Source organism: Kitasatospora purpeofusca, from assembly GCF_036010405.1.
Classification (GTDB): Bacteria; Actinomycetota; Actinomycetes; order Streptomycetales; family Streptomycetaceae; genus Kitasatospora; species Kitasatospora purpeofusca.
Genome location: NZ_CP108561.1, coordinates 2,717,991 through 2,741,875, shown reverse-complemented (window position 1 = coordinate 2,741,875; position 23,885 = coordinate 2,717,991). Strand labels below are relative to the sequence as shown.

Annotated in this window: 18 protein-coding genes; 9 read left to right on the top strand and 9 right to left on the bottom strand. The window is 75.3% G+C overall.

From position 1 onward, the window contains the following. Nucleotides 1-43: 43 nt before the first annotated feature. Nucleotides 44-1,099, bottom strand: a complete 1,056-nt coding sequence (locus tag OG715_RS11730; protein WP_266274865.1) for an isopenicillin N synthase family dioxygenase — start codon at nt 1,097-1,099, stop codon at nt 44-46. Between the two features lie 526 nt (nt 1,100-1,625). On the opposite strand from OG715_RS11730, the gene OG715_RS11725 reads away from it, so the two are divergent. Then, on the top strand, nt 1,626-2,051 hold the full coding sequence (locus OG715_RS11725) for an SgcJ/EcaC family oxidoreductase (RefSeq protein ID WP_266274867.1): 426 nt from the start codon (nt 1,626-1,628) through the stop codon (nt 2,049-2,051). A gap of 6 nt (nt 2,052-2,057) precedes the next feature. On the opposite strand, the gene OG715_RS11720 is transcribed toward OG715_RS11725, so the two are convergent. The 3 genes from OG715_RS11720 to OG715_RS11710 all read right to left on the bottom strand — a co-directional run bounded on the left by OG715_RS11720 (nt 2,058) and on the right by OG715_RS11710 (nt 5,812). Beyond that, nucleotides 2,058-3,077, bottom strand: coding sequence for an acetamidase/formamidase family protein (locus tag OG715_RS11720; protein ID WP_266274869.1), 1,020 nt, complete (start codon nt 3,075-3,077; stop codon nt 2,058-2,060). Continuing rightward, entirely contained in the window at nt 3,074-4,591 is a 1,518-nt protein-coding gene (locus tag OG715_RS11715) for an APC family permease (RefSeq protein ID WP_266274871.1), read from the bottom strand. The genes OG715_RS11720 and OG715_RS11715 overlap by 4 nt, the downstream gene beginning before the upstream one ends. Nucleotides 4,592-4,696: 105 nt before the next feature. Further along, nucleotides 4,697-5,812, bottom strand: a complete 1,116-nt coding sequence (locus OG715_RS11710) for a substrate-binding domain-containing protein (RefSeq protein WP_266274873.1) — start codon at nt 5,810-5,812, stop codon at nt 4,697-4,699. Nucleotides 5,813-5,920: 108 nt separating this feature from the next. Here OG715_RS11710 and OG715_RS11705 point away from each other — a divergent pair, with 108 nt between their 5' ends. Next, nucleotides 5,921-6,559, top strand: a complete 639-nt coding sequence (locus OG715_RS11705) for a MarR family winged helix-turn-helix transcriptional regulator (protein ID WP_266274875.1) — start codon at nt 5,921-5,923, stop codon at nt 6,557-6,559. A 177-nt stretch (nt 6,560-6,736) separates the two neighbouring features. Here OG715_RS11705 and OG715_RS11700 read toward each other — a convergent pair whose 3' ends face one another. Then, nucleotides 6,737-7,468, bottom strand: a complete 732-nt coding sequence (locus tag OG715_RS11700) for a DUF6193 family natural product biosynthesis protein (protein WP_266274877.1) — start codon at nt 7,466-7,468, stop codon at nt 6,737-6,739. 115 nt (nt 7,469-7,583) lie between these two features. Beyond that, nucleotides 7,584-8,513: an oxygenase MpaB family protein gene (locus OG715_RS11695; RefSeq protein ID WP_266274879.1), complete on the bottom strand. Its 930-nt coding sequence runs from the start codon at nt 8,511-8,513 to the stop codon at nt 7,584-7,586. Nucleotides 8,514-8,697: 184 nt separating this feature from the next. Between OG715_RS11695 and OG715_RS11690 the strand changes: the two genes are divergently transcribed. Beyond that, complete coding sequence (locus OG715_RS11690; protein ID WP_266277308.1) at nt 8,698-9,090, top strand: YciI family protein; 393 nt, start codon at nt 8,698-8,700, stop codon at nt 9,088-9,090. Between the two features lie 97 nt (nt 9,091-9,187). Here the strand turns inward: OG715_RS11690 and OG715_RS11685 are convergent, their stop codons facing one another. Together OG715_RS11685 and OG715_RS11680 are read right to left on the bottom strand one after the other, a co-directional pair. Beyond that, nucleotides 9,188-9,883: a DinB family protein gene (locus OG715_RS11685; RefSeq protein WP_266274881.1), complete on the bottom strand. Its 696-nt coding sequence runs from the start codon at nt 9,881-9,883 to the stop codon at nt 9,188-9,190. Between the two features lie 67 nt (nt 9,884-9,950). After that, nucleotides 9,951-10,406, bottom strand: coding sequence for a carboxymuconolactone decarboxylase family protein (locus tag OG715_RS11680; protein WP_266274883.1), 456 nt, complete (start codon nt 10,404-10,406; stop codon nt 9,951-9,953). A gap of 184 nt (nt 10,407-10,590) precedes the next feature. Between OG715_RS11680 and OG715_RS11675 the strand changes: the two genes are divergently transcribed. Then, nucleotides 10,591-13,692: an AfsR/SARP family transcriptional regulator gene (locus OG715_RS11675; RefSeq protein ID WP_266274885.1), complete on the top strand. Its 3,102-nt coding sequence runs from the start codon at nt 10,591-10,593 to the stop codon at nt 13,690-13,692. Nucleotides 13,693-13,743: 51 nt separating this feature from the next. Here OG715_RS11675 and OG715_RS11670 read toward each other — a convergent pair whose 3' ends face one another. Beyond that, on the bottom strand, nt 13,744-16,062 hold the full coding sequence (locus OG715_RS11670; protein ID WP_266274887.1) for a serine/threonine protein kinase: 2,319 nt from the start codon (nt 16,060-16,062) through the stop codon (nt 13,744-13,746). A 243-nt stretch (nt 16,063-16,305) separates the two neighbouring features. On the opposite strand from OG715_RS11670, the gene OG715_RS11665 reads away from it, so the two are divergent. The 5 genes from OG715_RS11665 to OG715_RS11645 all read left to right on the top strand — a co-directional run bounded on the left by OG715_RS11665 (nt 16,306) and on the right by OG715_RS11645 (nt 23,870). Further along, nucleotides 16,306-16,998, top strand: coding sequence for an HAD family hydrolase (locus OG715_RS11665; protein ID WP_266274889.1), 693 nt, complete (start codon nt 16,306-16,308; stop codon nt 16,996-16,998). A gap of 28 nt (nt 16,999-17,026) precedes the next feature. Further along, nucleotides 17,027-17,476, top strand: coding sequence for an NUDIX domain-containing protein (locus OG715_RS11660; protein WP_266274891.1), 450 nt, complete (start codon nt 17,027-17,029; stop codon nt 17,474-17,476). Between the two features lie 288 nt (nt 17,477-17,764). Further along, nucleotides 17,765-18,508: a hypothetical protein gene (locus tag OG715_RS11655; protein WP_266274893.1), complete on the top strand. Its 744-nt coding sequence runs from the start codon at nt 17,765-17,767 to the stop codon at nt 18,506-18,508. A gap of 15 nt (nt 18,509-18,523) precedes the next feature. Further along, nucleotides 18,524-20,530, top strand: coding sequence for a DNA polymerase Y family protein (locus OG715_RS11650; protein WP_266274895.1), 2,007 nt, complete (start codon nt 18,524-18,526; stop codon nt 20,528-20,530). Nucleotides 20,531-20,600: 70 nt separating this feature from the next. Next, entirely contained in the window at nt 20,601-23,870 is a 3,270-nt protein-coding gene (locus tag OG715_RS11645; protein ID WP_266274897.1) for an error-prone DNA polymerase, read from the top strand. Nucleotides 23,871-23,885 lie beyond the last annotated feature (15 nt).

Here is a 23,885-nt window from a genome sequence, read left to right as displayed (position 1 = left end):
AGTGCGGGCCCGGAGGCGTCCTGAACGGGGCGGCCCCGCGGCCTCAGGCGGCGAGGTCGGGGTGGTGGCGGCGGGTGACCTCGGGGTGGGCGCGGGTGTAGCCCTTCCACTCGTTGAAGCCGAAGTCGGCGTAGAGGGGGTTGGCCGGGTCCTGGGTGGCGCCGGGGGCGTGGTGGGCGAGCGGGAAGTCCAGCGGCTCGATGTGGGCGTCCAGGCGCGGGTTGTAGAAGAACGGCACGGAGTAGCGCTCGCGGGCGCCGGGCGGGCTGACCACGCGGTGGCTGGTGGCCTTCAGGTAGCCGTCGGTGGCGACCTCCAGCAGTTCGCCGAGGTTGACCACGAAGGCGCCCGGCATCGGCGGGACGTCCAGGAAGGAGCCGTCGGCGCGCTGCACCTGGAGGCCGCCGACGGTGTCCTGGAGGAGCAGGGTGATGAAGCCGTAGTCCTTGTGGGCGCCGACGCCCTGGCCGGCGCCGTCCGGGGCGGTGCCCGGGTAGCGGACCAGCTTGAGCCGCAGGTGCGGGTGGCCGGCGAAGGCGTAGTCGTAGAACTCCGGGCGGGCGCCGATCGCGGTGAGGAGTTCGTGCAGCAGCGTGCGGGCGACGGAGCCGAGCCGGTCGATCCAGGTCAGGGCGGCGTCGCGCAGGGCCGGCAGGGCCGCCGGCCACTGGTTGGGGCCCTCCAGCCACCAGTAGGCGGGCTCGCCCGGGCCGGGGACGTGCGGGGGCAGTTCGGCGCCGATGTCGAGCTGGTCGCGCCAGTCCTGGCTGCCGCCGGTGCGCTCGTCGCCGGTCCGGGTGTAGCCGCGGTAGTGCGGCGAGTTGAGGTTGGCGACGGCGAGGCGGTCGGCCTCGGGGAGGGTGAAGAAGGCCCGCATGGCGTCGGTGAGGGCGTCCGTCTCGGCCGGAGTGACCCCGTGGCCGACGAGCTGGAAGAAGCCGACACCGGTGGCGGCGGCCCGGAGCGCGTCGTGCAGCCGGGTGCGGTCCGCCGGGCTGCCGTGGGCGAGCGAGAGGTCGATCACCGGGAGGGCGTCCTCGGTGGCCGGGGAGGTGGTCGGGAGGGTGGCCGAGGTGGTGGTGGGGTGCTGCTGCGACATGGATGACATCCGCTGGGTCTCGTCCCGGCCGGCTCCGGTGGTGACCGGGAATGCCGGGGACGCGCGCCTGGTGCGGCGGATGTGCCCGGGGCCGGGGAGGGGGGACGCGGCCGGGTGGGGGCCGCGCTGAGGGTGGGTGCGAGGTTCAGCTGGAGCGTCGACAGGACATGCTGGTCACGCGGAGCAGGTCCACGTGGCGACGGCGAACGAGTATGAGCACGTCACCAGCCTAGATCAACCGTTCGGGTGGTGGCGCAGGGGGCCGGGTCCATGGCATGGGCATGCCGAGATGGTGCTCCTGGCGTGCTGTCCCGGCAAGGGGGCGTGCGCGGAATTCCCGGGCGCGGACTTCTTGGCAGAGCCTTGGCCGTGTCCTGGCCGTGGACCGGACGGACGCTGACCCGTCCCCCGGAAGAGTACGCCGAGGACCCGGAAAGCGTCCGGGGCGGACGCGGGGCTGTAATCTCCACGCCCCGTCCCGGCGGGACTTGACCTCAAGTGAGCTTCAAGTTCCATGATTGTCCGCATGACCAACGCACTCATGAACGCCGGTTCCGTCGAGGCCGAGATCGCCGCCATCCAGCAGGTTGTCGCCACTGTCCAGCACGCGCAGGTCAACGAACTCCCGGAGGTGTTCATCGACCTCTTCCGGGAGGACGCGATCTGGACCACCGGGCACGGCAAGGTCCTGCTCGGCCGGGACGCGATCGCCGAGTTCACCCGCAAGGTGCTCCCCGGGGCCTTCGCCGGCACCGGCCGGACCGCCGCGTACGAGGTGGCGCACGTGTTCTTCCTCCGTCCCGACGTGGCCGCCGTCAAGGTCCGCCAGCGGTACTTCGACGGCGCCGGTGAGCAGGTCGGCGACGAGGGCAGCCCGCTGTACGTGATGACCAAGGAGGACGGCCGCTGGCTGCTGACGGCCAATCAGAACACCGTGGTGGTGGCGGAGTAGAATGACCTACCGGTGCCGCAGATAGGCGGCCGCAGTCGCGCGGAGCCGGTCGTGCAGGCCGTCGTACGCCCGGGTGCGTCCCAGAAGTGCCTTGGGCAGCTTGGCGGCCATGGTGTAGTTGGTGTCGCACACATTGGCCGCCGGGGCAAGGCCGGCCTGGCTGACCAGCTGGTAGGCGTCCAGGGTGTCCAGGCCGAGCAACTCCCCGGTCCAGCCGACGAGATCGTGCTGGCTGATCCGGAAGGCGTCCTCCAGTGGCCGGGCCGAACCGGTGGAGATCAGGTAGCGGTCGTCCTCCAGTCGCGGCCAGGCGGGCCCGCCGCCCTTGACCAGGTCGACCACGACCGTGGTGCGCATCGCCGTCTCGACCGCGGTGCCGCACACCTCGCCCTCGCCCTGGCGGGCGTGGCCGTCGCCGACGGCGAGCAGGCCGCCGGGCACGTTGACCCGGAAGTAGGCGGTGGCACCGGCCCGCATCTCGGGGGTGTCGAGATTGCCGCCGTGCGCGCCGGGCGTGATCGACATCAGGGTCTCGCCGCCGGCCGGGGCGACGCCGACCGTGCCGTGCATCGGGTCGAGCGGCAGGTCGACGGTGAAGTCGCCGACCCGGGCCCGGAACCGGCAGGTCCCGGCCGCCCGGTCCAGCTCGTACACCCAGACCCGCTCCTCCAGTGGGGCGTGCAGCATCGCGGTGCTGTGGGTCGCGGTGAGCGCGCCGAAGTGCGGGAAGGTGCTGGAGATCCCCCAGTCCCGGGCCGGGGCGATCTCCACGAAGTGCACGGCGAGGGTGTCGCCGGGCTCGGCGCCGGCCACCGCGATCGGCCCGGTCACCGGGTTGAGGTAGGGGAACTCGCAGACCTCGCTCGGCAGGTCGCCGGTGCCGCGGACCCGGCCGCCGAAGCAGTCCTCGGTGGTCAACTCGACGATCGTGCCCGGTCGGACGGTCAGCAGCGGGGCGCTTCCGCCGAAGGTGTAGGCGTACTCGTCGGGGGTCGGGGAGAGCGTGACGAGGTCGGGCAGGCTCACTGGTTCTCCTTGCTGAGGGGCGAGTCGGGGGAGGACGGGTCGGGGGAGGGTGATTCGGGGGAGGAGGGCTGGTCGGTGGCGACCGCCGTCAGGTTCGGCCGACGGCCGGAGAGCATCAGTCCGGCCAGGACCAGCCCGCCGATCGCCAGCCAGACGAAGCCGAGCCGCTGGGCGGCGATGTCCGCGTTCACGACCACGTACGCCAGGATGACGAATCCGGCGGCCGGGGCGAGGAGATGGCGCCACCAGTCCCGGCTGCGCCGCCGCACCAGGTAGTGCACCACCACGGACACGTGCAGGACCAGGAAGGTCGTCAGCGCGCCGAAGTTCACCAGCGTGGACAGCAGGGTGATGCCGTCCTCGCGGGAGGCCGTCCAGAGGCCGAGGACGAGCGAGACGCCCGCCGTCAGCAGGGTGGCGTTCACCGGGACGCGGCGGCTCGGGTGGATCTTGGCGAGGAAGGCGGGCAGCTGCCGGTCCCGGGCCATCGCGTACAGCAGCCGGGAGGTGGCGGCCTGGGCCACCAGGGAGTTGGCGAAGCCCCAGGCGACGGCGGTGGCGGCGGCCGTCACGGTGGCGAGCCAGCCGCCGGCGGCGACCCGGGCGGCGTCGTAGAAGGCGGTGCCGTCCGGATCGCCCTCGGTGATCAGCGCGTTCGGGTCCGGGACGAGCAGGGAGGCGATCCAGGTCTGCGCGATGAACAGCGACCCGGCGAGCAGCAGGGCGGCGATCATCGAGCGGCCGATGGCCCGGGTGGAGTCCCGGTTCTCCTCGGAGAGGGTGGAGATCCCGTCGAAGCCGAGGAAGCTCAGCACCGCCACCGAGACCGCGCCGAACACCAGACTCCAGGAGAACGTCTGGGAGTTGTAGACGGGAGTGAAGTCGAAGCCGCGGCCCTTGCCGGCGGCCAGCGCCGCCAGGCCGAAGCCGACGAAGACGAGCAGTACCAGCAACTCGCCCACCAGCATGACCTTGTTGACCTTCGAGGTCATCTCGACGCCCAGGTAGTTGACGGCGGTGTTGAGCAGCACGAAGCCGACCAGCCACAGCCAGACCGGGACGGCCGGCACCAGCGAGTTCATCGCCACACCGGCGATCAGGTACAGCAGGCCGGGCACCAGCACGTAGTCCAGCAGGATCATCCAGCCGGCCAGGAAGCCGACCGGTGCCGCGATGCCGCGCCCGGCGTAGGTGTACACCGAGCCGGCCATCGGGAAGGCCCGTGACATCTGGGCGTAGGAGAGGGCGGTGAACATCATCGCCACCATCCCGAGCCCGTACGCCAGGGCGACCATGCCGCCCGAACCCTGGAAGACGCTGCCGAAGATGCCGAAGGGGGCGATCGGCACCATGAAGACCAGGCCGTAGACCAGCAGGTCGGTGAAGCGCAGGGAGCGGCGCAGCTCCTGGCGGTAGCCGTAGCCCTCGATGCCGGCCTGCTCGGACGCGGTGGTTCGACCGGTGGGGCCGGAGGAGGTGGTGGGGCCGGAGGGCGGGGCGGGTGCTTCGGACATGGGGGGCTCGCTTCCGTGACGACCCGGGGTGGTGGTGGGAGACACTAGAGCCAGTTATTTCCAAATGGAAGGGTTATGTGCGAGGTCGTCGGGGAACTCCGCCGTTCACGGGAGGACCGTGAACCCCAGCCCCTCCGCCCGCGCCAGGTGCACCCCCTCCCGGGCCGGTCCCAACGGGGCCCGCGCCCACGCCCGCCGCACCGCCGGGCCCTCCCCGCGCAACAGGCGCGCCGCCGCCCGCGCGAGCCCCCCGTCCGCGACCAGCTCCCCGCGCGCCGCCAGCGCCGCCACCAGGTGCAGCCCGTCGTAGAGGCCCACCGCGTACGCGTCCAGCACCGGCGCGTACGGGCCGAACACCGCCCGGTGCCGCTCGGCCAGCCGCACCCGCCGCTCCTCCCCGAGGCTCGCGAACGACGGCATCGCGGCGTACAGCGTGCCGGTGGTGTCCCCGCCGTACGCGAGCAGGCTGTTCTCCTCCAGCGCGCCGGACAGCCGCACCAGCCGCCGGTCCAGGCCGGTGCGGCGCAGCGCCCGGTTGAACCGCACCAGGTCGGCGCCGATCAGGCTCAGCACCAGCGCGTCCGCCCGCCGTGCCCGCAGCGTGTCCAGCAGCGGTTCCAGCCCCCGTTCGGCGGTCCCGAACGGCAGGTGCCGGTCCAGGACCACCCGCGCCCCGGCCCGGGTCACCGCCGCCCCGGCCGCCCGGTGCACGGCGCGGGGCCAGATGTAGTCGTTGCCGACCAGCGCCCACCGGCTCAGCCGGTGCTGCCCGGTGAGCCGTTCGACCACCCCGGCCAGCTGGCGGGCCGGCTCCGCCCCGGTGCAGACGACGCCCGGCAGCCGCGTCCCGCCCTCGTGCGGCGGGGTGAAGACGTACGCCGCCCGCCCGGTGGTCACCGCCTCCACGGCCCGGTGCACGTCGCTGGAGTGGCAGCCCGCCACCGTGTCCACCGCCCCGGCGTCCAGCAGCTGCGCCACCTCCCGGGCCACCGCGTCCGGCGGGCCGCCGCCGTCCACCAGCACCAGTTCCAGCGGCCGGCCGCGCACGCCGCCGCCGGTGTTCACCTCGTGCGCGGCCAGCAGCGCGCCGTCCAGCGCCGAGGGCCCGGTCAGCCCGAGCGGGCCGGACTGCGGCACGACCAGGCCCACCCTCAGCGCCGGTGCCTCGCGGGGGAGGTACAGCGCGTCGAGTGGCTCCAGCAGCTTCACATCGGCGCCCATGGCTTGCGAGTATCGTCATGGCAGCCGGTCCGGCCAAGCGGGCCCGGCCAGGTCGGGCGGGACGACAGGACCGGCCGCGGGACGAACGACGGGGAGAGCGAGACGGCCATGACACCACCAGCCACCCCCGACACCTCGATGCCCGGCACCTCGGCCCCCGGCACCTCGGCCCCCGGCACCTCGGCCCCCGGCACCTCGGCCCCCGGCACCTCGGCCCCCGGCACCTCGGCCCCCGGCACCTCGGCCCCCGGCACCTCGGCCCCCGGCACCTCGGCCCCCGGCACCTCGGCCCCCGGCACCTCGGCCCCCGGCACCTCGGCCCCCGGCACCTCGGCCCCCGCCGCCGTCGACGAGCCGCTGCTGATCGAACTCCTCACCCTCGCCCAGCGCCGGCTGGCCCGCGACCTGGCCGCCCGCCTGGAGGCCGAGGGCTGCACGCTGGACCAGTGGCGGGTCATGCGGTGCCTCATCGACGACGCCGGCCGCTCGATGGGCGACCTCGCCCAGGCGCTGCTCATCCCGCAGGCCAGCCTCAGCCGCATCGTCGACGCCCTCACCGAGGCGGGCCTCGCCTACCGCCGCCAGGACGAGCAGGACCGCCGCCGGATCACCGCCCACCTCTCCCGGCGCGGCCTGATCCGCCTCGAACGCCTCGACGCCCTCGCCGCCGCCCACGACGCCGCCGTCCGCGCCGCCTGCGGCACCCCCGACCCGGGCCGGCTCCTGCGCCACCTCACCGAGGCCTGACCGGTCGGCCCCCGGGCCGTCGCGGGCGCCCGGTGGAGCGGGACGTCGGAGAGCCCGACTTCCCGCCCCCACCGGGACGGCGGAACCCGGGACGCCTTGCCGCGGCGACCGCATCGCCCACAGGCCCCGAGCCGCCCGACCGCTGACCCCGGCCCCCTCCGCCCACGGCCCTGCCGCTCAGTGTCCGTCGGGCCCGAAGACGGCCGGGCCGAGGTCGGCCGGGACATGGGCCTCGGCGAGGGCCGCAGCCTCGGCCGCCGACCCGACCTCGGCGATCAGGCTGCCGGCGCCCTCGCGGTCCAGGGTGCGCTGCACCCGGTACGTGCCGCTGCCACGGCCCGGGACGATGACGACCGCCGGCCCGAGCACGTGGCCGACGCTGGGCCGGAAGCCGAGTCGCCACATGCTCGTGAACGGGAGCAGTTGTCGCAGCCTCGGTCGCACGTACGCCGCCTCCACCGCCGCCCCGAACTCCGGGAACCCGTCCGCCTCCTCCTGGGCCCGTTCCTTGAGCTGCCGCCATGCGACGTCGACCGCGTCGGCCGGGTTCCGGTCGGCCGCCTCCGCGAGCTCGCCGTATTCCAGCCAGGGCAGCAGCTCGCGCATGGCGGGCAGGCTCTCCCCGCGCCCCCAGGCCACGCCCGCCCGGACGATGTCCCCGAGGTCTGCGGTGCCGCCCGCGATCATCGCCAGGCCCCGGCTCCAGCCGTCGACGCCGAAGAAGCGCCAGCCGTCCTCGATGTAGACCACGAGCGGCTCCCGCCCGGGAGCAGGGGCGGCGATGGTCGCCGTCTCGTCCGAATCGTCCGGCACCACCGTGATGTCCAGGCCCAGCCGGGCGGCTGTCCGCTCCAGCGCGATGGCGAGGCTTCCGGCGGCGATGACATCGGGATAGAACTCATGATCCATTTCGCCAGTATGGCGATGCGACTGTCACGGATCGAGAGGATCGGGAGGACGGCCTGATCCCGTCGCTCAGCACGGCGAACAGGACGCCGGCCCGGCGGGGGCGCGTCAGGAGGTCTCAGGGTGTGTCGCCCGGACGGGCTCCCTTTCCGTCCGTTGCCGCGTGCGGGAAGGGGCAGCCGCCCGACGCGGGGGTGTCCTCGAAGGTGCCCAGCTCGCTGATCCGGTAGCCGTACGGGTAGCCGGGGTAGCTGCGGACCTGCCGGCCGTCGCGGCCGAGGTGCGGGCGGCGGCGGGGCGGGAGCAGGCGGACGAAGCGGCCCCGCAGTCGCATCCCCGCCCGTACGGCGCTCCGCAGCGGTGCGGAGGGGGCCGGGTAGCCGAAGGCCTCGCGCAGCGGGTCGTCGAGCAGGCAGAGGGAGGAGAGCCGCATCGAGGAGCGCAGCGGCGCCGGGTACCAGGAGGCCATCAGGCCGAGCGTCGAGTCGGAGACCGCCCGGCCGCCCTCGTCGAAGGCGAAGTGCTCGCGCTCGTAGTCGTCGAGCAGCCGCTCGAACTCCCCGTAGGTCTCCGGGAGGTCGACCAGGCCCATGTGCCGGCCCAGCTCGCGGTAGTAGTTGACGCTCGCCCGGATCTCGTGCGGGGAGAGCCGCCGCCAGCCGTAGTCGTCCAGCCAGCGCTTGGGCGTCACCACGAACGTGGACAGCACATAGCGGTAGTCGGCGTCGGAGATGTCGTACCGGCGGTGCATCCCGTTCATCCGGCGGATCGCCTCGCGGCCCTGCGAGGAGTCGAAGCCGTACTCGATCACCGCCTCCAGGATCAGCACCGTGTCGTCGTAGCGCTTCTGCGTGCGCCGGGTGAACTCGCCGGTCCCGGCCAGCAGTCGGCCGATGCTGGGCACCGCGTAGGTGCGGTAGAGCGCGAAGCTGAGCGACTGGGTGTAGTCCCACGGGAACTCGTACCAGCTGCTGATCCGGTAGATCTCGGTGAACTCGGTCTCCGGGTCCATGTGCTGAATCTTCTTCAGCCAGTCGTATCGCTGCACGGGCCCCGACCCTAGAGTCCTGCTCACGGCCGGGTCAACGGCACCTCCGCCCGGGTCCGGCGGGCCCGGCGGGGGCCGCGAAAAGATTTTCCCGGATTCCCGGCCGGCGATGTCGAGACCGCGCGGCCGGCTCCGACCCCTCGGTGCAGGCCCACCACGAACGAGGAGCGCGACCGTGAAGTACATGCTGCTGATGCAGTTCAGCAAGAAGGACGTCGACTTCCCGAAGGTCGAGGACTGGCCGTTGGAGGACGTCCGGGTCCACGTCCAGTACATGCGGGACCTGAACGCGGAGCTGGCCGGCACCGGCGAACTCGTCGACGCCCAGGGGCTGGACATGCCGGAGACCGCCCGGATCGTCCGGGCGCAGGGCGGCGGCCTGCCGGTGGTGACCGACGGGCCGTTCGCCGAGAGCAAGGAGTGGCTGGCCGGCTGGTGGATCGTGGACTGCGGCACCCAGCAGCGGGCGATCGAGATCGCGGCCAGGGTCTCGGCCGCTCCCGGGCCGGAGGGGAAGCCGCTCGGCATGCCGGTCGAGGTGCGCCGGATCATGTCGGAGTCGCCGGTCGAGGTGTGAGCGCCGACGCGTGACCGCGGTCCGGGCGGGCCCACCACCCCCGTGGGCGGGCCCGCCCGGACCGCGCTGCATCGGCCGGACGGAGCCGCGCCGGGTGTCAGAGGCGCCCGGCCGCGCCTCCTGCCGCGCCCCCCGCCGTGCTCTCCGCCGCCGTCCGGGCGGCCCGCTCGACCCGGGCCCGGTGGGCGGCCCACCAGGCCGCGTCGCCCGGGGCCGTGTTCTCGCCGTCCCGGCGCTGCCCGGTCGCGCCGTCGACGAGCTCCCGCACGATGTCGGCGTGCCCGGCGTGCCGCTGGGTCTCGGCGGTCATGTGGACGAGGCTGTGGTGCAGCGTCACCGCACTGCGGTCGCCCCACGGCACCCGGCCGACGGCGTCCAGCGGCAGCGCGGCGATGGTCCCGTCCGCGTGCGCGCAGGCCGCGCGGTACTGCCCGGCGATCAGCTCCCGGCTCTCCTCGGGGGTGGCCCAGAAGTCCGCGTTCGGTTCGGCGTCCCCGGTGATCCACGGTCGGGGCGCCTCGAAGGGCCGCCCGAAGGTCTCCCCGAAGTAGAGGGCCTCCGCCGCCGTCGCGTGCTTGACCAGCCCCAGCAGATTGGTCCCGGTCGGCGTGAGCGGGCGGCGCACGTCGTACTCGGACAGCCCTTCGAGCTTCCACAGCAGGGCGTCCCTGGCGTCCTGGAGGTAGGTCCGCAGGTCCTTCTTGAACGCCGCCGGTCCGGAGGGTGGCCCGGGAGGGCCGGTGTCGGTCCCGGTCTCGATGCCGGCGTCGGTGTCGGTGCTGGTCTCGGTCATGGCGGCCAGTCTTCCGCCGCCGCCCGGTCCGATCACCGGATTTTCCGGCGGCGGGACCGGGCAGCCCTCACTGAGCCGCGACGGGCAGCAGACCGCGCTCGCCGAAGACCTTCTTGGCGACGAACGTGGCGTTCAGGGCCTTCGGGAATCCGCAGTAGCCGGTGGTGTGCAGCAGCACCTCGGTGATCTCGGCGGGCGTGAGGCCGACATTGAGGGCCGCGTTGAGGTGGACCTCCAGCTGCGGTTCGCAGCCGCCGAGCGCGGTGAGCATGCCCAGGGTCACCAACTGCCGGTCGCGGGGTTCGAGCCCGGGGCGGCTGTAGATCTCGCCGAAGCCCCAGGCGACGATCTGGTGGGCGAGTTCGGGGTGCACGTCGGCGAGCGAGTCGACCACCCGCTGCCCGGCCTCGCCGTCCACGGCGGTCAGCACGGCCAGCCCCCGGTCGAACCGCTCCTGCCTGGTGCTGCCGGTCTCGGTGCTGGTGCTCTCGGCACTGCCGCTGTTGGTGCTGTCGGTGCTCATGGGGTCTCCGTTCCCTGGGCGTTCTCGGTGTGCGGTGCTGCCGACCGTACGACTTGGAGTGCACTCAAGGTCAACCATCTCCGCCGCCGTGCCGGGCCGGTCGCTTCCGCCGATCCGAGCAGGGCGAATGCCGATGGTTATCATGCGGACGGGGGAGTCGTTCGGGTGCGGGGGGAGTCGGTAGGTGGGCCAGGTCGGGGGGTCCGGCGGGCTGGGGTTCGAGGTGCTCGGGCCGGTGCGCGCGCTGCGGGACGGGGAGGAACTGCCGCTGGGTTCGCCGCAGCAGCAGGCGCTGCTGCTGTCCCTGCTGTTCCGGTCGGGTCGGCAGGTGTCGGGCGGCCAGCTGATCGACGACCTGTGGGGGGACGAGCCGCCGGCCAGCGCCCACGGTGTCGTCCGGACCTATGTGCACCGGCTGCGCCGGGTCCTCGGGCCGGACGTGCTGACCTCGCTCGGCGGCGGCTACCTCCTGGTGGCCGACCGCGACGGCCTCGACACAGCCCGGTGCGAGACCCTGGTGGCCCGGGCGCGGGTGCTGCGCGCCGACGGGCGGCCCGCCGAGGCCGCCACCGCGCTGCGGGCGGCGCTGGCGCTCTGGCGCGGCGAACCGATGTCGGGGGTGCCCGGGCCCTATGTGCGGCGCCGGCGCCGGGAGTGGGAGGAACGGCGGCTCGCCGTCCTGGAAGCACGCCTGGAGGCCGAGGCGGAGGCGGGGGCCGCGCGCGGGACGGTGGGCGGCCGGTGGACCGGGTCGGTCGCCGAACTGGCGGCCCTGGTCGAGGAGCACCCGCTGCGCGAGCGCCTCTCCGAACTGCTGATGCTCGCGCTGTACCGCTCCGGGCGGCAGGCGGAGGCGCTGGAGGCGTACCGTGCGGCGGACCGCCGGCTGCGCACCGAGCTGGGTGTCGCACCCGGCCCGGGCCTGCGCGAGCTGCACGGGCGGATCCTCGCGGCGGACCGGACGCTCACGGCGCCCGCCGTCCGGGAGTCGGTCGTCCGGGAGTCCGCAGTCCGGGAGCCCGCCGCCCGGGAGCCGGTACCGACGTCCCCGGGGGAGGCCGCCGGGTCGACCGGGGCGGACCCGGCCGCGCTGCTTGTCCCCGATCAACTCCCTTCCCCTGTGGCTGATTTCATCGGCCGGTCGGCGGAGGCCGAAGCGCTGCGGGCCGCCCTGCGGGAGCCGGGCTGCGTGCCCGTGGCGGCGGTCGCGGGGATGGGCGGGGTCGGCAAGACCGCGCTCGCCGTGCAGGTCGCGCACGACCTCGCCGGGGAGTTCCCGGACGGCCGGCTCCACCTGGACCTGCACGGCACCGACGGCCGTCCGACCCGGCCCGAGGAGGCGTTGGCGGTCTTCCTGCGCTCGTTCGGCGTGGTCGGCGGGGCGATCCCGACGGGCCTGGCCGAACGCACCGCCCGCTACCGCTCGTTGCTGTCCGGGCGGCGGGTCCTGGTACTGCTCGACAACGCGCGCGACGCGGAACAGGTCCGGCCGCTGCTGCCGGGCAGCCCGGGCTGCGCCGTCCTGGTGACCGGCCGGACCCGGATCGGGGCGCTGCCCAATGCCCGCTTCACCGAACTGACGGTCCTGTCCGCCGACGAGGCCGTCGCCCTGCTGACCCGGGTGGTGGGCGGCGAGCGGGTCGCGGCCGAGGGTGAGGCGGCCCGCGAACTCGTCCGACTCTGCGGGCAGTTGCCGCTGGCGGTGCGGATCCTCGCGGCCCGCCTGGCCTGCAGGCCGAGTTGGAGCATCGCCCGACTGGTGGAGCAACTCGGCTGCGACCGCTACCGCTTGGACGCGCTGCGGGCCGGGGACCTCGCCGTGGAGTCCTCGTTCCGGTTCGGCTTCGACCAGCTGGACGCCGAACAGGCACGCGCCTTCCGGCTGCTGGCGGTGCCGGAGGTGCCGGACCTGTCGCCCGGGGAGGTGGCGGCGGTGCTGGACCGGTCGGCGGCCGTCGCCGAGGAGCTCGCCGAGTCCCTGGTGGACTGTTCGATGCTGGAGGTCGCGGCGACCCCGGACCGCTACCGCTACCACGATCTGCTGCGGGCGTTCGCCCAGCGGCTCGGCCGGGGGGACGACGCCGGGGCGCAGGCAGAGGAAGAGGCAGAGGCGGAGGCGGAGGCGGAGCGGCTGGGTGTGCTGGCCCGGCTGGTGGACCACCACCACGCGAGGGTGACGGCCGGCCCCGGCGACCCGGCGGCCCACGGCGGGGACCACCGGGTCGTCGGTGGCGACTACGTGGCCGTCGGCGCGCTGGTGAGCCAGTGCGCGAAGCTCCCGCACCCGGCCGCCGGGGCGGCGCCCGCGCTCGACCGCCTCGCCGAACTCCTCCTGGGCGCCTGCTTGTCGGCGGTCTCGGGCCGCGCCACCCGGCCGCTCGGACACGCCGCCAACGCCCTGCTGCGCTCGGCCCTGGAGCAGGGCGACCGCACCGTCGAGGCCCGGGTCAGGCTGGTGCTCGGCCGGCTGCTGACCGAGGTCGGCTCCGCGTCCTCGGCGCTCTCCGAACTGCTCCGGGCCCGCGACCTGTGCACCGCGCACGGGCTGCCGGAACCGTTGCTCGCCCTCGCACACGGCTCGCTCGCGGCCTGCTTCGTCCACCTGGGCCGGGCGGAGGAGGCGGTGGCCGGCTTCTCCGCGGCGGTCGCGGTCCGGGAGCGGTCCGGGGACCGTCGGGCGCTGGCCGCCGAACTGCTGGACCTGGCCGGGGCGTTCGCGCGGCAGGGACGCTACGACGCGGCGGGCCGGGTGATCGACCAATCGTTGCTGGTGAGTCATGAACTGGCCGACCACGCGTTGGAGGCCCGGGCCCGGGAGGCGCTCGGATCGATCGCCCACGACCTCGGCCGGCACGACGGGGCGGTCTCCCACCGGCGGGCCGCGCTCGCCCTGACCGACCCGGCCGACCACCGGCGCACCGGCCGGATCCTGCTGCGGTTGGTCGAGTCGCTGCGCGCGGCCGGACGCGGCCCGGAGGCGGTCGAGGCGGCGGAACGCGCGGTCGGGGCGCTGACCCTCGACGGCGACCACCGGGGCCGGGGGCTGGCTCTGGCGGCACTCGGTGACGCGCTGGCCGACGGTCCGGCGGCCACCGGCGCACCGGCTGCGGCAGACGATCCGGTGGCGGCCGAGGTCCGGGCGCGGGCCCGGGCCTGCTGGGCCGAGGCGCACGACATCCTGGCCCCGATCGGCTCGCCCGAGGCCGAACGCCTGGTGCCCCTGCTCGGCCGGGACCGCTCGGCCGGGCCGCCCCGACGGCGCTGGCCCTCCTGGCTCCCGGCCTGAGCGGTCGGGCCAGGGGCGGGGAGGGAGGGCCCGGCGCCGCCGGGGGCGGGGTCAGGCGGTGGTGACCGTCCAGATCTGGTCGGCGGAGGCCTCACAGGTACGGAGCATGGCGGGCGTGTTCGGACCGACCGCGGACAGGCAGTGCAGCGCATCCCCCAGGACGCTCAGCAGATAGCCGCCGGACACCGGGACGAACGTCCAGGCCTGCTTCGTCCGGTCGGGCACCGGCTGGGACAGCATGGTCAGGGCATGGTTCTCCTCCAGGTCCAGGACCTTGGAGAACCGGCTGGAGCCGTTGAGGAGGGAGTACCCGCCCCCGGCCCGCGCGGCCAGCTGCCACACGCCGCCGGGGCCGCCGTCGTCCCGAACGACCACCACCGGATTGCCGTCCCGGTCCAGGGACGCCAGGTTGTAGAGCACGGCACCGGCGTTGGACAGCCGGGCGCGCGGGGGCAGCGGGCCGGGCTGCTGGGTCGGCGGCTTGATCGGCGGTGTCGGGTAGGGCGGGCCCGCGGTGTACGCCGGGGGCGTGTACGGCGCCGGTGGCGTGTAGACCGGGGCGGGCGGCAACGTGGAGGTCGTGTACACCGGGGGAACGGTCCGGCGCGGCGCGGTGGTGTAGGCCGGGTCGCCCGGCGGCGGGGCGGCCGTGTAGACGGGGTCGGAGGGTGTCGACGGCCGCTCGGGCGGGTTCGTGGCGGCGGTACCGGGTGCGCCCGGTCCGCCCGCCGCCGAGCCCGGGGTCTGGGGAGCGGCGGGGCCGCCGGGTGCTCCGGGAGCCGTGGTGCCGGAGGCGTTCGGCACGGTGTCCCGGCCCGCCGGAGCGCCCGGCGATCCGGCCCCCGGGCCCCCGGTGCCGCCGACGGCCCCGCCGACCGCTCCGGCACCGATACCGGCCCCGGCCTCGGCGAGCGGGGCGCCCGACGTGCCGGGCGGGAGGGAGGCGGAAGGCGAGGGGGCGGCGGGGGAGGGCGAGGCCGTGCCCGGGTCGGAGGCCGGGCCGGCCGAGGCCGCCGACAGCGGGTCCGCCCGGACGGGGTCGCCCGTCGATCCGGCGGCGGCCGCCCCCGTCACGGCGGCGGCCCGCTTCCCGTCCTGGTGCAGCACGACGGCCGTGCCGGCGGTGACGACGCAGCACAGCACGGCCGCGGCCGTCACGAGCAGGGCCCGGCGGCGGGTGCCGAAGAGCGCCGCCCGCCATCCGGTCGCGGGCTTCGGCGGGGCGACGGTCCCGACCAGGAGCAGCTCGCGCGCCGCCGTCCCGAGCGGATGGGGCCCGGTCCCGGCCAGCAGCGACCCGGTGCCGATCGACCCGGCCGGGTCGAACACCACCCGGCCGAGCGTCGTCGTCCCGGTGCCCGGGCCGGTGCCCGCTCCGGCCCGGGCGCCCGTGCCCGTCCCCGCGCCCGTCCCCGTGGGTCGGAGCACCGCCGCCGCTCCGGTCGGCCGGACCGCGGCCGCTCCGGCCGCCGCGCCGCCCAAGGTCCCGGTGGGCGGCGGACCCGCGACCGGCGCGCCGGCCAGCGCCGCCCGGACGGCCGAGGCCATCGCGGCGGCGTCCGGCCAGCGCAGGGCGGGATCCTTGGCCATGGCCCCCTCGACGACGGCCCGGACCGGTGCCGGGACGTCCGCCGGCAGCGGTGGCACCGGGTCGGTCAGGTGCTTGAGGATCAGTTCGAGGGCGGTCCCGCCCTCGAACGGCAGCCGCCCGGTCAGGCACTCGTAGAGGACGACCCCGAGCGCGTACAGGTCCGCCGAGGCGGTGACCGTGCCGGTGGAGGCCTGTTCCGGGGCCTGGTAGGCGGCGGTGCCGAGCACCATCCCGGGGACCGTGAGCCGGGCGTCGCAGCCGGGGCGGGCGATGCCGAAGTCGGTGATGACCACGTGGCCGTCCCGCACCATCAGGTTGGCCGGCTTGATGTCCCGGTGGACGATGCCGGCCCCGTGCGCGGCCTGCAGCGCGGCCAGCACCTCCAGCGCCAGGCCCAGGGTCTCCAGGACGGTCAGCGGGCCGCGCCGCTCCAGCACCGTGCTCAGCGGCTCGCCGGTGATCAGTTCCATGACCAGGTAGGCGACCGGGCGGGTGGGGGGAGCGGTCGGCGCGCCCCAGGACGGCACGTCCTCGGCCGTCCGGCCGGGGCCGAAGTCGTGCACGCCGACGATGCCGGGGTGTCGCAGCCGGGCCATCACCCGGGCCTCGTCGTGGAACCGCTCCGCGAAGCCGGGTTCGTCCAGCAGCGCGGGTTTCAGGATCTTGACAGCCACCCGGCGGTCGAGCACCTGGTCCTCGGCGAGCCAGACATCGCCCATCGAGCCGCCGCCGAGCCATTCGCCCAGCCGGTAGCGGTCACCGAGTGTGGTGCCACGCATGATTCTCCTCGACCTCGTTCCGTCGTCGCGTCCGCCGCCAGGGGGCCCGGGTCGGGCCTCGGTCGCGCCGACCCGACCCTGTCAGCAGGGAATAAACACCGACTTGGCGTGGTCACTGAAAGTTCCCGTTCGGGCACCCCGGCGGTCCGTCAGCACCTCCGACGGGCCGGAAAATCCGGGGCGGGCGGCTGCGGTTCCGATTAGGGTCGCGGACGACCGGTCAGGTGAACCTCGGGGGCTTCGATGCAGCGCGACGGACAGGTACTCGTCTTCGACGCGGACGACACGCTGTGGGAGAACAACGTGCTGTTCGAGCGCGTCATCCACGACTACCTGGACTGGCTCCGGCACCCCACGCTCGACCGGGCCCGGCTGCGGGCCGTGCTCGACGACGTCCAGCGGGCCAACGCCGTCACCCACGGGTACGGCAGCCGGATGCTGCTGCGCAGTCTCGGCGACTGCGTCGAGAAGCTGCGCGGCAGGCCCGCCACCGGCCAGGAGCTGGCCGAGATCGAGGAGCTGGGCGCCGTCCTGGCCGACCACCGGGTGGAGCTCGTCCCGGACGTCGCCGAGACCCTTGCCGTCCTCGGCGGCCGGCACACCCTGCTGATGCTGACCAAGGGCAACCCGGAGGAGCAGCGGCGCAAGATCGGCGCCTCCCGGCTGGCGCACCACTTCCGGGCGATCGAGATCGTCGAGGAGAAGGACACCGCGACCTACCGGGGCTTCGTGGCGGCGCACGGCCTCACCCCCGCCGACAGCTGGATGATCGGCAACTCGCCGAAGTCGGACATCCTGCCGGCGCGGGCCGCGGGCATGAACGCCGTCTTCATCCCCAACGACCACACCTGGGTGCTCGAACACAGCGAGCTGGACCCGGCCGACGAGGGGGTGCTGCACCTGCGCGCCTTCCGCGAGCTGCTCGACCACTTCTGACCGTGCCCGACACCGGAGGAGCCACCGCATGAACCCCGCCCCGACCGGACGTCCCGCCGAACGGGCGCTCACCGCCCCCACGGTGTCCTGCGTCTTCGTCTGCCACGACGGCAACGGCCGCATCCTGCTGGCCCGGCGCAGCGCCGGCGCCCGGGACGAGCCGGGCACCTGGGACACCGGTGCGGGGGCCCTGGAGCACGGCGAGTCCTTCGAGTCGGCCGTGCGGCGCGAGGTCCTGGAGGAGTACGGCACCGAGGCCCTGACGGTCGAGACCCTGGGCGTGCGCAACATCCTGCGCGGCGACCCGGTCTCGCACTGGGTCGCGGTCCTGTTCGCCGTCGAGGTGGACCCCGCGCGGGTCGTCATCGGAGAGCCGCACAAGTTCGACGCCCTCGGCTGGTTCCCCCCGGACGCCCTGCCCGAGCCCCGGCACTCCCAACTCGCCGAGACTCTCGCCCACTTCGCCGCCACCCGCTGACCGCCACCCGCTGACCGGGCCCTTCGGAGGCCCGGTCGGTCGCCGACGAAGGCGAGGCCGACCGCGTGGAAGCGAAGCCCTGGCCGCCCCGACCCGGGGCGGCCAGGGCCTTTTCCGTCCGGTCGGGCGCTGTCGCCCCAGAAGGTCGAGTGTGCTCGATGCCGATCGGGAGCCGCCTCGAAACCCCGTGCGGCAGCCCCCTGCCGCCCGGGGTGGTCACGGAGGGTGACGGGTGGGGCGGGGGAATCGGACTTGAATCTTTGCGAACAGATGTTCGATCCTGGGGGTGTGCCCGTAATCGAATCTGTTTTCGAATCCACCGTCGAGCGGCAGCCCTCGCTCCGACCGGTGGCGTCGCCCGCTGCCTCCGGGCGGGGGCTGCTGCCGGTGGTCCCCGCCCTGCGCGGGGTGCTGCCGGAGGGCGGGCTGCGGCGGGGGACGGCGGTGTCGGTGGCCGGCGGGGACGCCGGGCTGCTGCTGGCGCTGGCCGCCGGGGTGCGGGAGACCGACGGCGGATGGGCGGCGGCGGTCGGGCTGCCCGACCTCGGACTGGCCGCGGCCGCCGGTTACGGGCTGGACCTGCGGCGGCTGCTGGTGGCCGACGATCCCGGCCCGCACTGGGCCGAGGTGGTGTCGGTGCTGGCCGGCGCCGTCGAACTGATCATGCTGCGCCCGGACGGCCCGGTCCCGCCGAACCTGGCCGCCCGCCTGGCCGCCGTACTGCGGCGCAGCGGCTGCGTGCTGCTGGTGGCCGGGCCGTGGCCGGGGGCCGGACTGCGGCTGGGGGTGCGGTCCGGGCGCTGGTTCGGGCTGGGGGACGGGCACGGGCAGCTCACCGGACGGCAGGTGGAGGTGGTGGCCGAGGGGCGCGGCTCGGCGGTTCGCGGGCGGGCGGCCAGGCTCTGGCTGCCGGACGCGCACGGCGCGGTGCGGACCGTGGAGGAGACGGTCGGCGCCGGGACGGCGGACGTGGTGGGGGAGGACGCGGTGGCGGGGCCCGGAACGGGTCTCGACCGCATGGCGGTGGTGTGAGATGAGTGGTGCGAGTTGACCGGCGGAGAGGTTGCCGGCTCCACCGGGGCGAGTGGCGCGGTCACCCCCCGGGTGCTGGTGGTGTGGTGTCCGGACTGGCCTGTGGTGGCCGTCGAGCGTCCGGGAGAGGACCGGGACGCCCCGGTGGCGGTGGTCGAGGGCGGCCGGGTGCTGGCCTGTTCGGCGGCGGCCCGGGCGGCCGGGGTGCGGCAGGGGCAGCGGCTCAAGCTGGCCCAGCGGCTCTGCCCGGTCCTGGAGCTGCGGGACCGGGACCCGGAGGCGGAGGCCCGGCGGTTCGAACCGGTGGCCGCCGCGGTGGAGGCGTTCACCCCCCGGGTGGAGGTGCTGCGCCCGGGGCTGTGCGCGATCCCGGTGAAGGGACCGGCCCGCTACTTCGGCGGGGAGGAGGCCCTGGCGGCGAAGGTCCGGGCGGCGGTCACGGCTGCCCTGGCGGTGTCGGCGGAGGTGGTCGCGGCGGCGGTTGCGGAGGCCGTGGCGGCGGCGGTCGTCGGGCCCCAGGAGTTGCCGGCGGACGCGGAGGCGGGCACCGGGAGAGGGCGGGGCGACGGGCACGGCGACGGGGACGGCCTGGCCGAGGTCGTTCCGCTGCGTCCGGCCGCTCCCGCGCACCCCGCCGATGCCGAGCGGGCCGGGGCCCGGCGGCGGACGGCGGGGACGGAGGAGCTGTTCTCCGCCGCGCCGCCCGCCCGGGACGGCGCCCGGGGCGGTTTCGCCCGCCCGCCCGCCTACCCGTCGGCGCCCCCGTCGGCGCCCCCGTCGGAACCGGCGCCCGGAGCAGTTGCGGTCCCTGCGGCTCCCGCAGCCGTGCCGCCCCTCGGCCTGGTCGGGGTGGCCGACGGCCTGTTCGCCGCCGTGCTCGCCGCGCGGGCCGGGGTGCTGGTCCCCGCCGGGCGGACGGCGGAGTTCCTCGCGCCCTACCCGGTGGCCGCGCTCGGTGACGCCGGACTGGCCGAACTGCTGGAGCGACTGGGCCTGCCCACGGTCGGCGCGTTCGCCGCGCTGCCCGCAGAGTCGGTGGCCGACCGCTTCGGCCCGACCGGTACGACGGCGCACCGGCTGGCCCGGGGGCTGCAGCCGCGCCCGCTGGTGCCGCGTGCCGAGGGGCCGGACCTCTCCGTCGAGCAGCGCTTCGACCCGCCGGAGCCGCTCGCCGAACCGCTGGTGTTCGTCGCCCGGACCCTGGCCGAGCGGCTGCACCAGCGACTCGCCGGGGCGGGGCTGACCTGCCAGCGGGTCGCCGTCGAGGTGGTGTGCGCGGACGGCCGGACGGTCGCCCGGCTCTGGCGGCACGAGGGCAGGCTCTCGGCGACGGCGCTCGCCGAGCGGGTCCGCTGGCAGCTCCAGGCCTGGCAGAGCACCGGCACGTTCGACCGGGCAGGTGAGAGCCGCCCCGGTGAGAGCCACCCCGGTGACAGCCGCCCCGAGCCGGGCGGCTTCACCGCGCTGCGCCTCGTTCCCGACGACCTCACCCCCGACCAGGGGCGCCAACTCGCGCTCTGGGGACAGGCGGTGGCCGACGACCGGGTGGAGCGCGCGGTGGCCCGGGTGCAGGCGGTGCTCGGGCATGCCGGACTGCGCCGGATCGAGCCGGCCGGCGGACGGGGGCCGGACGACCAGGTGGTCCGGGTGCCGTGGGGCGAGCCGTACGACCCGGCGGCGCCCGCCGACGCGCCGTGGCCGGGCCGGGTCGGCGGGCTGCGGGACGTCTGGCCGTCCGTCGTGCACCGGGTCCCGGTGCCGGCGGCGGTCCTGGACGCGGACGGGCGCGCGGTGACGGTGGACGGCCGGGCGGGGGTGTCGGCCCGGCCGGCCACCGTGGCGGTGCGCGGGCGGGAGCTGCCGGTGGAGGGCTGGACCGGGCCCTGGCCGGCCGTCGAGTACTGGTGGGACCAGGCCCGGGCCCGCCGCCGGGCCCGGTTCCAGGTGACGGTGGCGGACGGGCGGGCGCTGCTGCTCACGGTGGAGGGGGGTGCCTGGTTCGTGGAGGCCGGGTACGACTGACGGCCCGGACGGTGCGAGCCGTTCGAGCGGGGGGCCGGAGAACCGACAAGAGATCGAAGGCGTCACCCCGATGGGATTCACCAGTCATCCCTCCGTCCCCTGGAGCGAGCTGCACCGGCGCATGGCCGCCGGTGCCGGAGGTGCTGTCGTACCGCTGCGCCCGGGCCCGACCGAGAAGGCGGCCGACCCCACGCGTCCCACCGGGCCCGCCCCCACCGCCGGGCCCGCCTGGGCCGAGCTGCACGTCCACTCCGCCTTCAGCTTCCTGGACGGCGCCAGCGACCCCGAGGCGCTGGTCGCCGAGGCCGCCCGACTGGAGGTCGAGGCGCTCGCGCTCACCGACCACGACGGCCTCTACGGAGTGGTCAGGTTCGCCGAGGCGGCCCGGGGCACGGGCGTGGCGACCGTCTTCGGCGCTGAACTGACGATCCGTCAGGAAATGGGCGGCGGTGTCGAGCACCTGCTCGTGCTGGCCCGCGACCCGGAGGGCTACCGCCGCCTCTCCGCCGTCATCGGCGCGGCCCAACTCGCGGGCGGGGCCAAGGGGAACCCTGTCTACGACTTCGCCGCCCTGGCCGATGCGCACGGCGGCCACTGGGCGGTGCTCACCGGATGCCGCCTCGGGCGCGTCCCGGCCGCCCTGGCCGCCGCCGCAGCCGGTCCCACCCCCGTCCCCACCCTCACCCCCGACCCCGAGCACCAACTCAGCACCCTCACCGAGGCGTTCGGGCGCGACAACGTCCACGTCGAGCTGATCGACCAGTGGCTCCCCGGCGACGACCTGCGCAACGACGCCCTCGCCGCGCTCGCCACCCGGCTGGGCCTGACCGCCGTCGCCTCCACCAACGCCCACCACGCGAGCCCCGCCCAGGGCCGCCTGGCCCAGGGCCTGGCCGCCCTGCACGACCGCCGCACCCTCGCCGCGGCGGCGGGCTGGACGCGGGTCGCCGGCACCGCCCACCTGCGCTCCGGCCGCGAGATGGTGGCCCGGTTGGCCCGCTTCCCCGGCGTCCGGGAGGCGACCGTGGACCTCGCCCGCGCCTGCGCCTTCGACTTCGCGACCCTGGACCCGGAGCTGCCCGGCTACCCCGTCCCGCCCGGCCGCACCGAGATCGGCCATCTCCGCGCGCTGGTCGCCGAGGGCGGCCCGGCCCGGTTCGGACCGGCGAACGGTCCGGCCCGCCGCCAGCTCGCCCGCGAGCTGGACGTCATCGAGGACCTCGACCTGGCCGGCTACTTCCTGATCGTCCACGACATCGTCGACTTCTGCCGCCGCGAGGACATCTGGTGCCAGGGGCGCGGCTCGGCGGCGAACTCGGCGGTCTGCTTCGCGCTCGGGATCACCGCCGTCGACCCGGTGCACTACAAGCTGCTCTTCGAACGTTTTCTCTCCACCGCCCGGGACGGGCCGCCGGACATCGATCTGGACATCGAGAACCGCCGCCGTGAGGAGGTCATCCAGTACGTCTACCGTCGCTACGGGCGCGAGCACGCCGCCCAGGTGGCCAATGTGATCACCTACCGGCCCCGGCTGGCGCTGCGCGACGCGGCCAGGGTGCTCGGCTACCCGCAGGGGCAGGTCGACGCGTTCAGCCGGCAGGCGGACTTCCGCTCGCCGCCCGGCGAGGACGCCGTCGTCCCCGCCGACGTGCTCTCGCTCGCCGGCCAACTCCACGGACTGCCGCGCCACCTGGGCATCCACTCGGGCGGCATGGTGCTCACCCGGGAGCCGATCGCCGAGATCTGCCCGACCGAGTGGGCCCGGATGCCGGGGCGGTCGGTGCTGCAGTGGGACAAGGAGTCGGTGGCCGGCGCCGGACTGGTCAAGATCGACCTGCTCGGCCTCGGCATGCTCGCCGCGCTGCACGACACCTGCGACCTGGTCGCCCGCCACCACGGCCGGCACTTCGACCTGGCGACCGTCCCGGACGACGACGCCGGCGTGTACGCGATGCTGCGGCGGGCCGACACCGTCGGGGTCTTCCAGGTCGAGTCGCGCGCCCAGATGGCCACCCTGCCCCGGCTCAAGCCGGACCACTTCTACGACCTGGTGGTGGAGGTCGCGCTGATCCGGCCCGGCCCGATCCAGGGCGGCTCCGTCCACCCCTACCTGCGCCGCCGCGCCGGGGTGGAGCCGGCCGACTGCCCGCACCCGCTGATGGAGAACGCGCTCGGCAAGACCCTCGGGGTGCCGCTGTTCCAGGAGCAGATGATGCAACTCGCCATCGACTGCGCCGGGTTCACCCCCGCCGAGGCGGACCGGCTGCGCCAGGCGATGGGTGCCAAGCGCTCCCACGAACGGGTCGCCCGGCTGCGGCAGCGGCTGCTGGACGGCATGGCCGCGCGCGGCATCCCGCAGGAGGTGGCGGAGGACGTCTATCTGAAGATCGAGGCCTTCTCCAACTACGGCTTCCCGGAGAGCCACGCGATCAGCTTCGCCTACCTGGTGTACGCCAGCGCCTGGCTCAAGTACCACTATCCGGCGGCCTTCACCTGCGCCCTGCTGGCCAACCAGCCGATGGGCTTCTACTCGTCCCTCAGCCTGATCTCGGACGCCCGGCGGCACGGCGTGCGGGTGCGCGGGGTGGACGTCAACGCCAGCGGACCCGCGCCCACCCTGGAGCCCTACCGGGGGCCGACGCCCGCGCCGCCGCTGACCGCCGGCCTGCCGCAGCCCGCGATCCGGCTCGGCCTGGACACCGTGCGCGGCATCGGCACCGCGCAGGCCGAGGCGATCGCGGCCGGGCGCCCGTACGCGGACCTGGAGGACTTCGCCCGCCGGACCGGCCTGCCGGCGCCGGGCCTGGAGGCGCTGGCCTCGGCGGGCGCGTTCGGCTGCTTCGGGCTCGGACGGCGGCAGGCGCTCTGGGCGGCGGGCGCGTTCGCGGGCGTCTCGGCGGACCTCATCCCGGGCACGACGCCCGGCACCGAGGCGCCGGAGCTGCCCGCGATGACCCCGGTCGAGGAGACCATCGCCGACCTCTGGGCCACCGGGACGTCCGCGACCAGCCATCCGCTCCAGCACCTGCGCGCCCACCTCGACCGGGGCGGCGCGCTCCCGGCGGAGCGGCTCCCGGACGTGCCGGACGGGACGGCGGTGGTGGTCGGCGGCCTGGTCACCCACCGGCAGCGGCCTCCGACGGCGGGCGGGGTGCTCTTCCTCAGCCTGGAGGACGAGACCGGGCTGATCAATGTGATCTGCAGCCGGCCGGTCTGGGAGTCCCAGCGCCGCACCGCCCTCGACCGGGCCGGACTGCTGGTCCACGGGCACATCGAACGGGACCGGGGCGCCACCAATCTGGTCGCCACCCGGCTCGCCCCGCTGCGGATCGGGCTGTGACGGCGCCGGATCGGT

What these genes read in the sequence shown, in the direction of transcription:
- OG715_RS11730 (WP_266274865.1), bottom strand. Translation starts at nt 1,099, where the DNA reads ATGTCGCAGCAGCACCCCACCACCACCTCGGCCACCCTCCCGACCACC.
- OG715_RS11725 (WP_266274867.1), top strand. Translation starts at nt 1,626, where the DNA reads ATGACCAACGCACTCATGAACGCCGGTTCCGTCGAGGCCGAGATCGCC.
- OG715_RS11715 (WP_266274871.1), bottom strand. Translation starts at nt 4,591, where the DNA reads ATGTCCGAAGCACCCGCCCCGCCCTCCGGCCCCACCACCTCCTCCGGC.
- OG715_RS11710 (WP_266274873.1), bottom strand. Translation starts at nt 5,812, where the DNA reads ATGGGCGCCGATGTGAAGCTGCTGGAGCCACTCGACGCGCTGTACCTC.
- OG715_RS11705 (WP_266274875.1), top strand. Translation starts at nt 5,921, where the DNA reads ATGACACCACCAGCCACCCCCGACACCTCGATGCCCGGCACCTCGGCC.
- OG715_RS11700 (WP_266274877.1), bottom strand. Translation starts at nt 7,468, where the DNA reads ATGGATCATGAGTTCTATCCCGATGTCATCGCCGCCGGAAGCCTCGCC.
- OG715_RS11690 (WP_266277308.1), top strand. Translation starts at nt 8,698, where the DNA reads ATGCTGCTGATGCAGTTCAGCAAGAAGGACGTCGACTTCCCGAAGGTC.
- OG715_RS11685 (WP_266274881.1), bottom strand. Translation starts at nt 9,883, where the DNA reads ATGACCGAGACCAGCACCGACACCGACGCCGGCATCGAGACCGGGACC.
- OG715_RS11680 (WP_266274883.1), bottom strand. Translation starts at nt 10,406, where the DNA reads ATGAGCACCGACAGCACCAACAGCGGCAGTGCCGAGAGCACCAGCACC.
- OG715_RS11670 (WP_266274887.1), bottom strand. Translation starts at nt 16,062, where the DNA reads ATGCGTGGCACCACACTCGGTGACCGCTACCGGCTGGGCGAATGGCTC.
- OG715_RS11665 (WP_266274889.1), top strand. Translation starts at nt 16,306, where the DNA reads ATGCAGCGCGACGGACAGGTACTCGTCTTCGACGCGGACGACACGCTG.
- OG715_RS11660 (WP_266274891.1), top strand. Translation starts at nt 17,027, where the DNA reads ATGAACCCCGCCCCGACCGGACGTCCCGCCGAACGGGCGCTCACCGCC.
- OG715_RS11645 (WP_266274897.1), top strand. Translation starts at nt 20,601, where the DNA reads ATGGGATTCACCAGTCATCCCTCCGTCCCCTGGAGCGAGCTGCACCGG.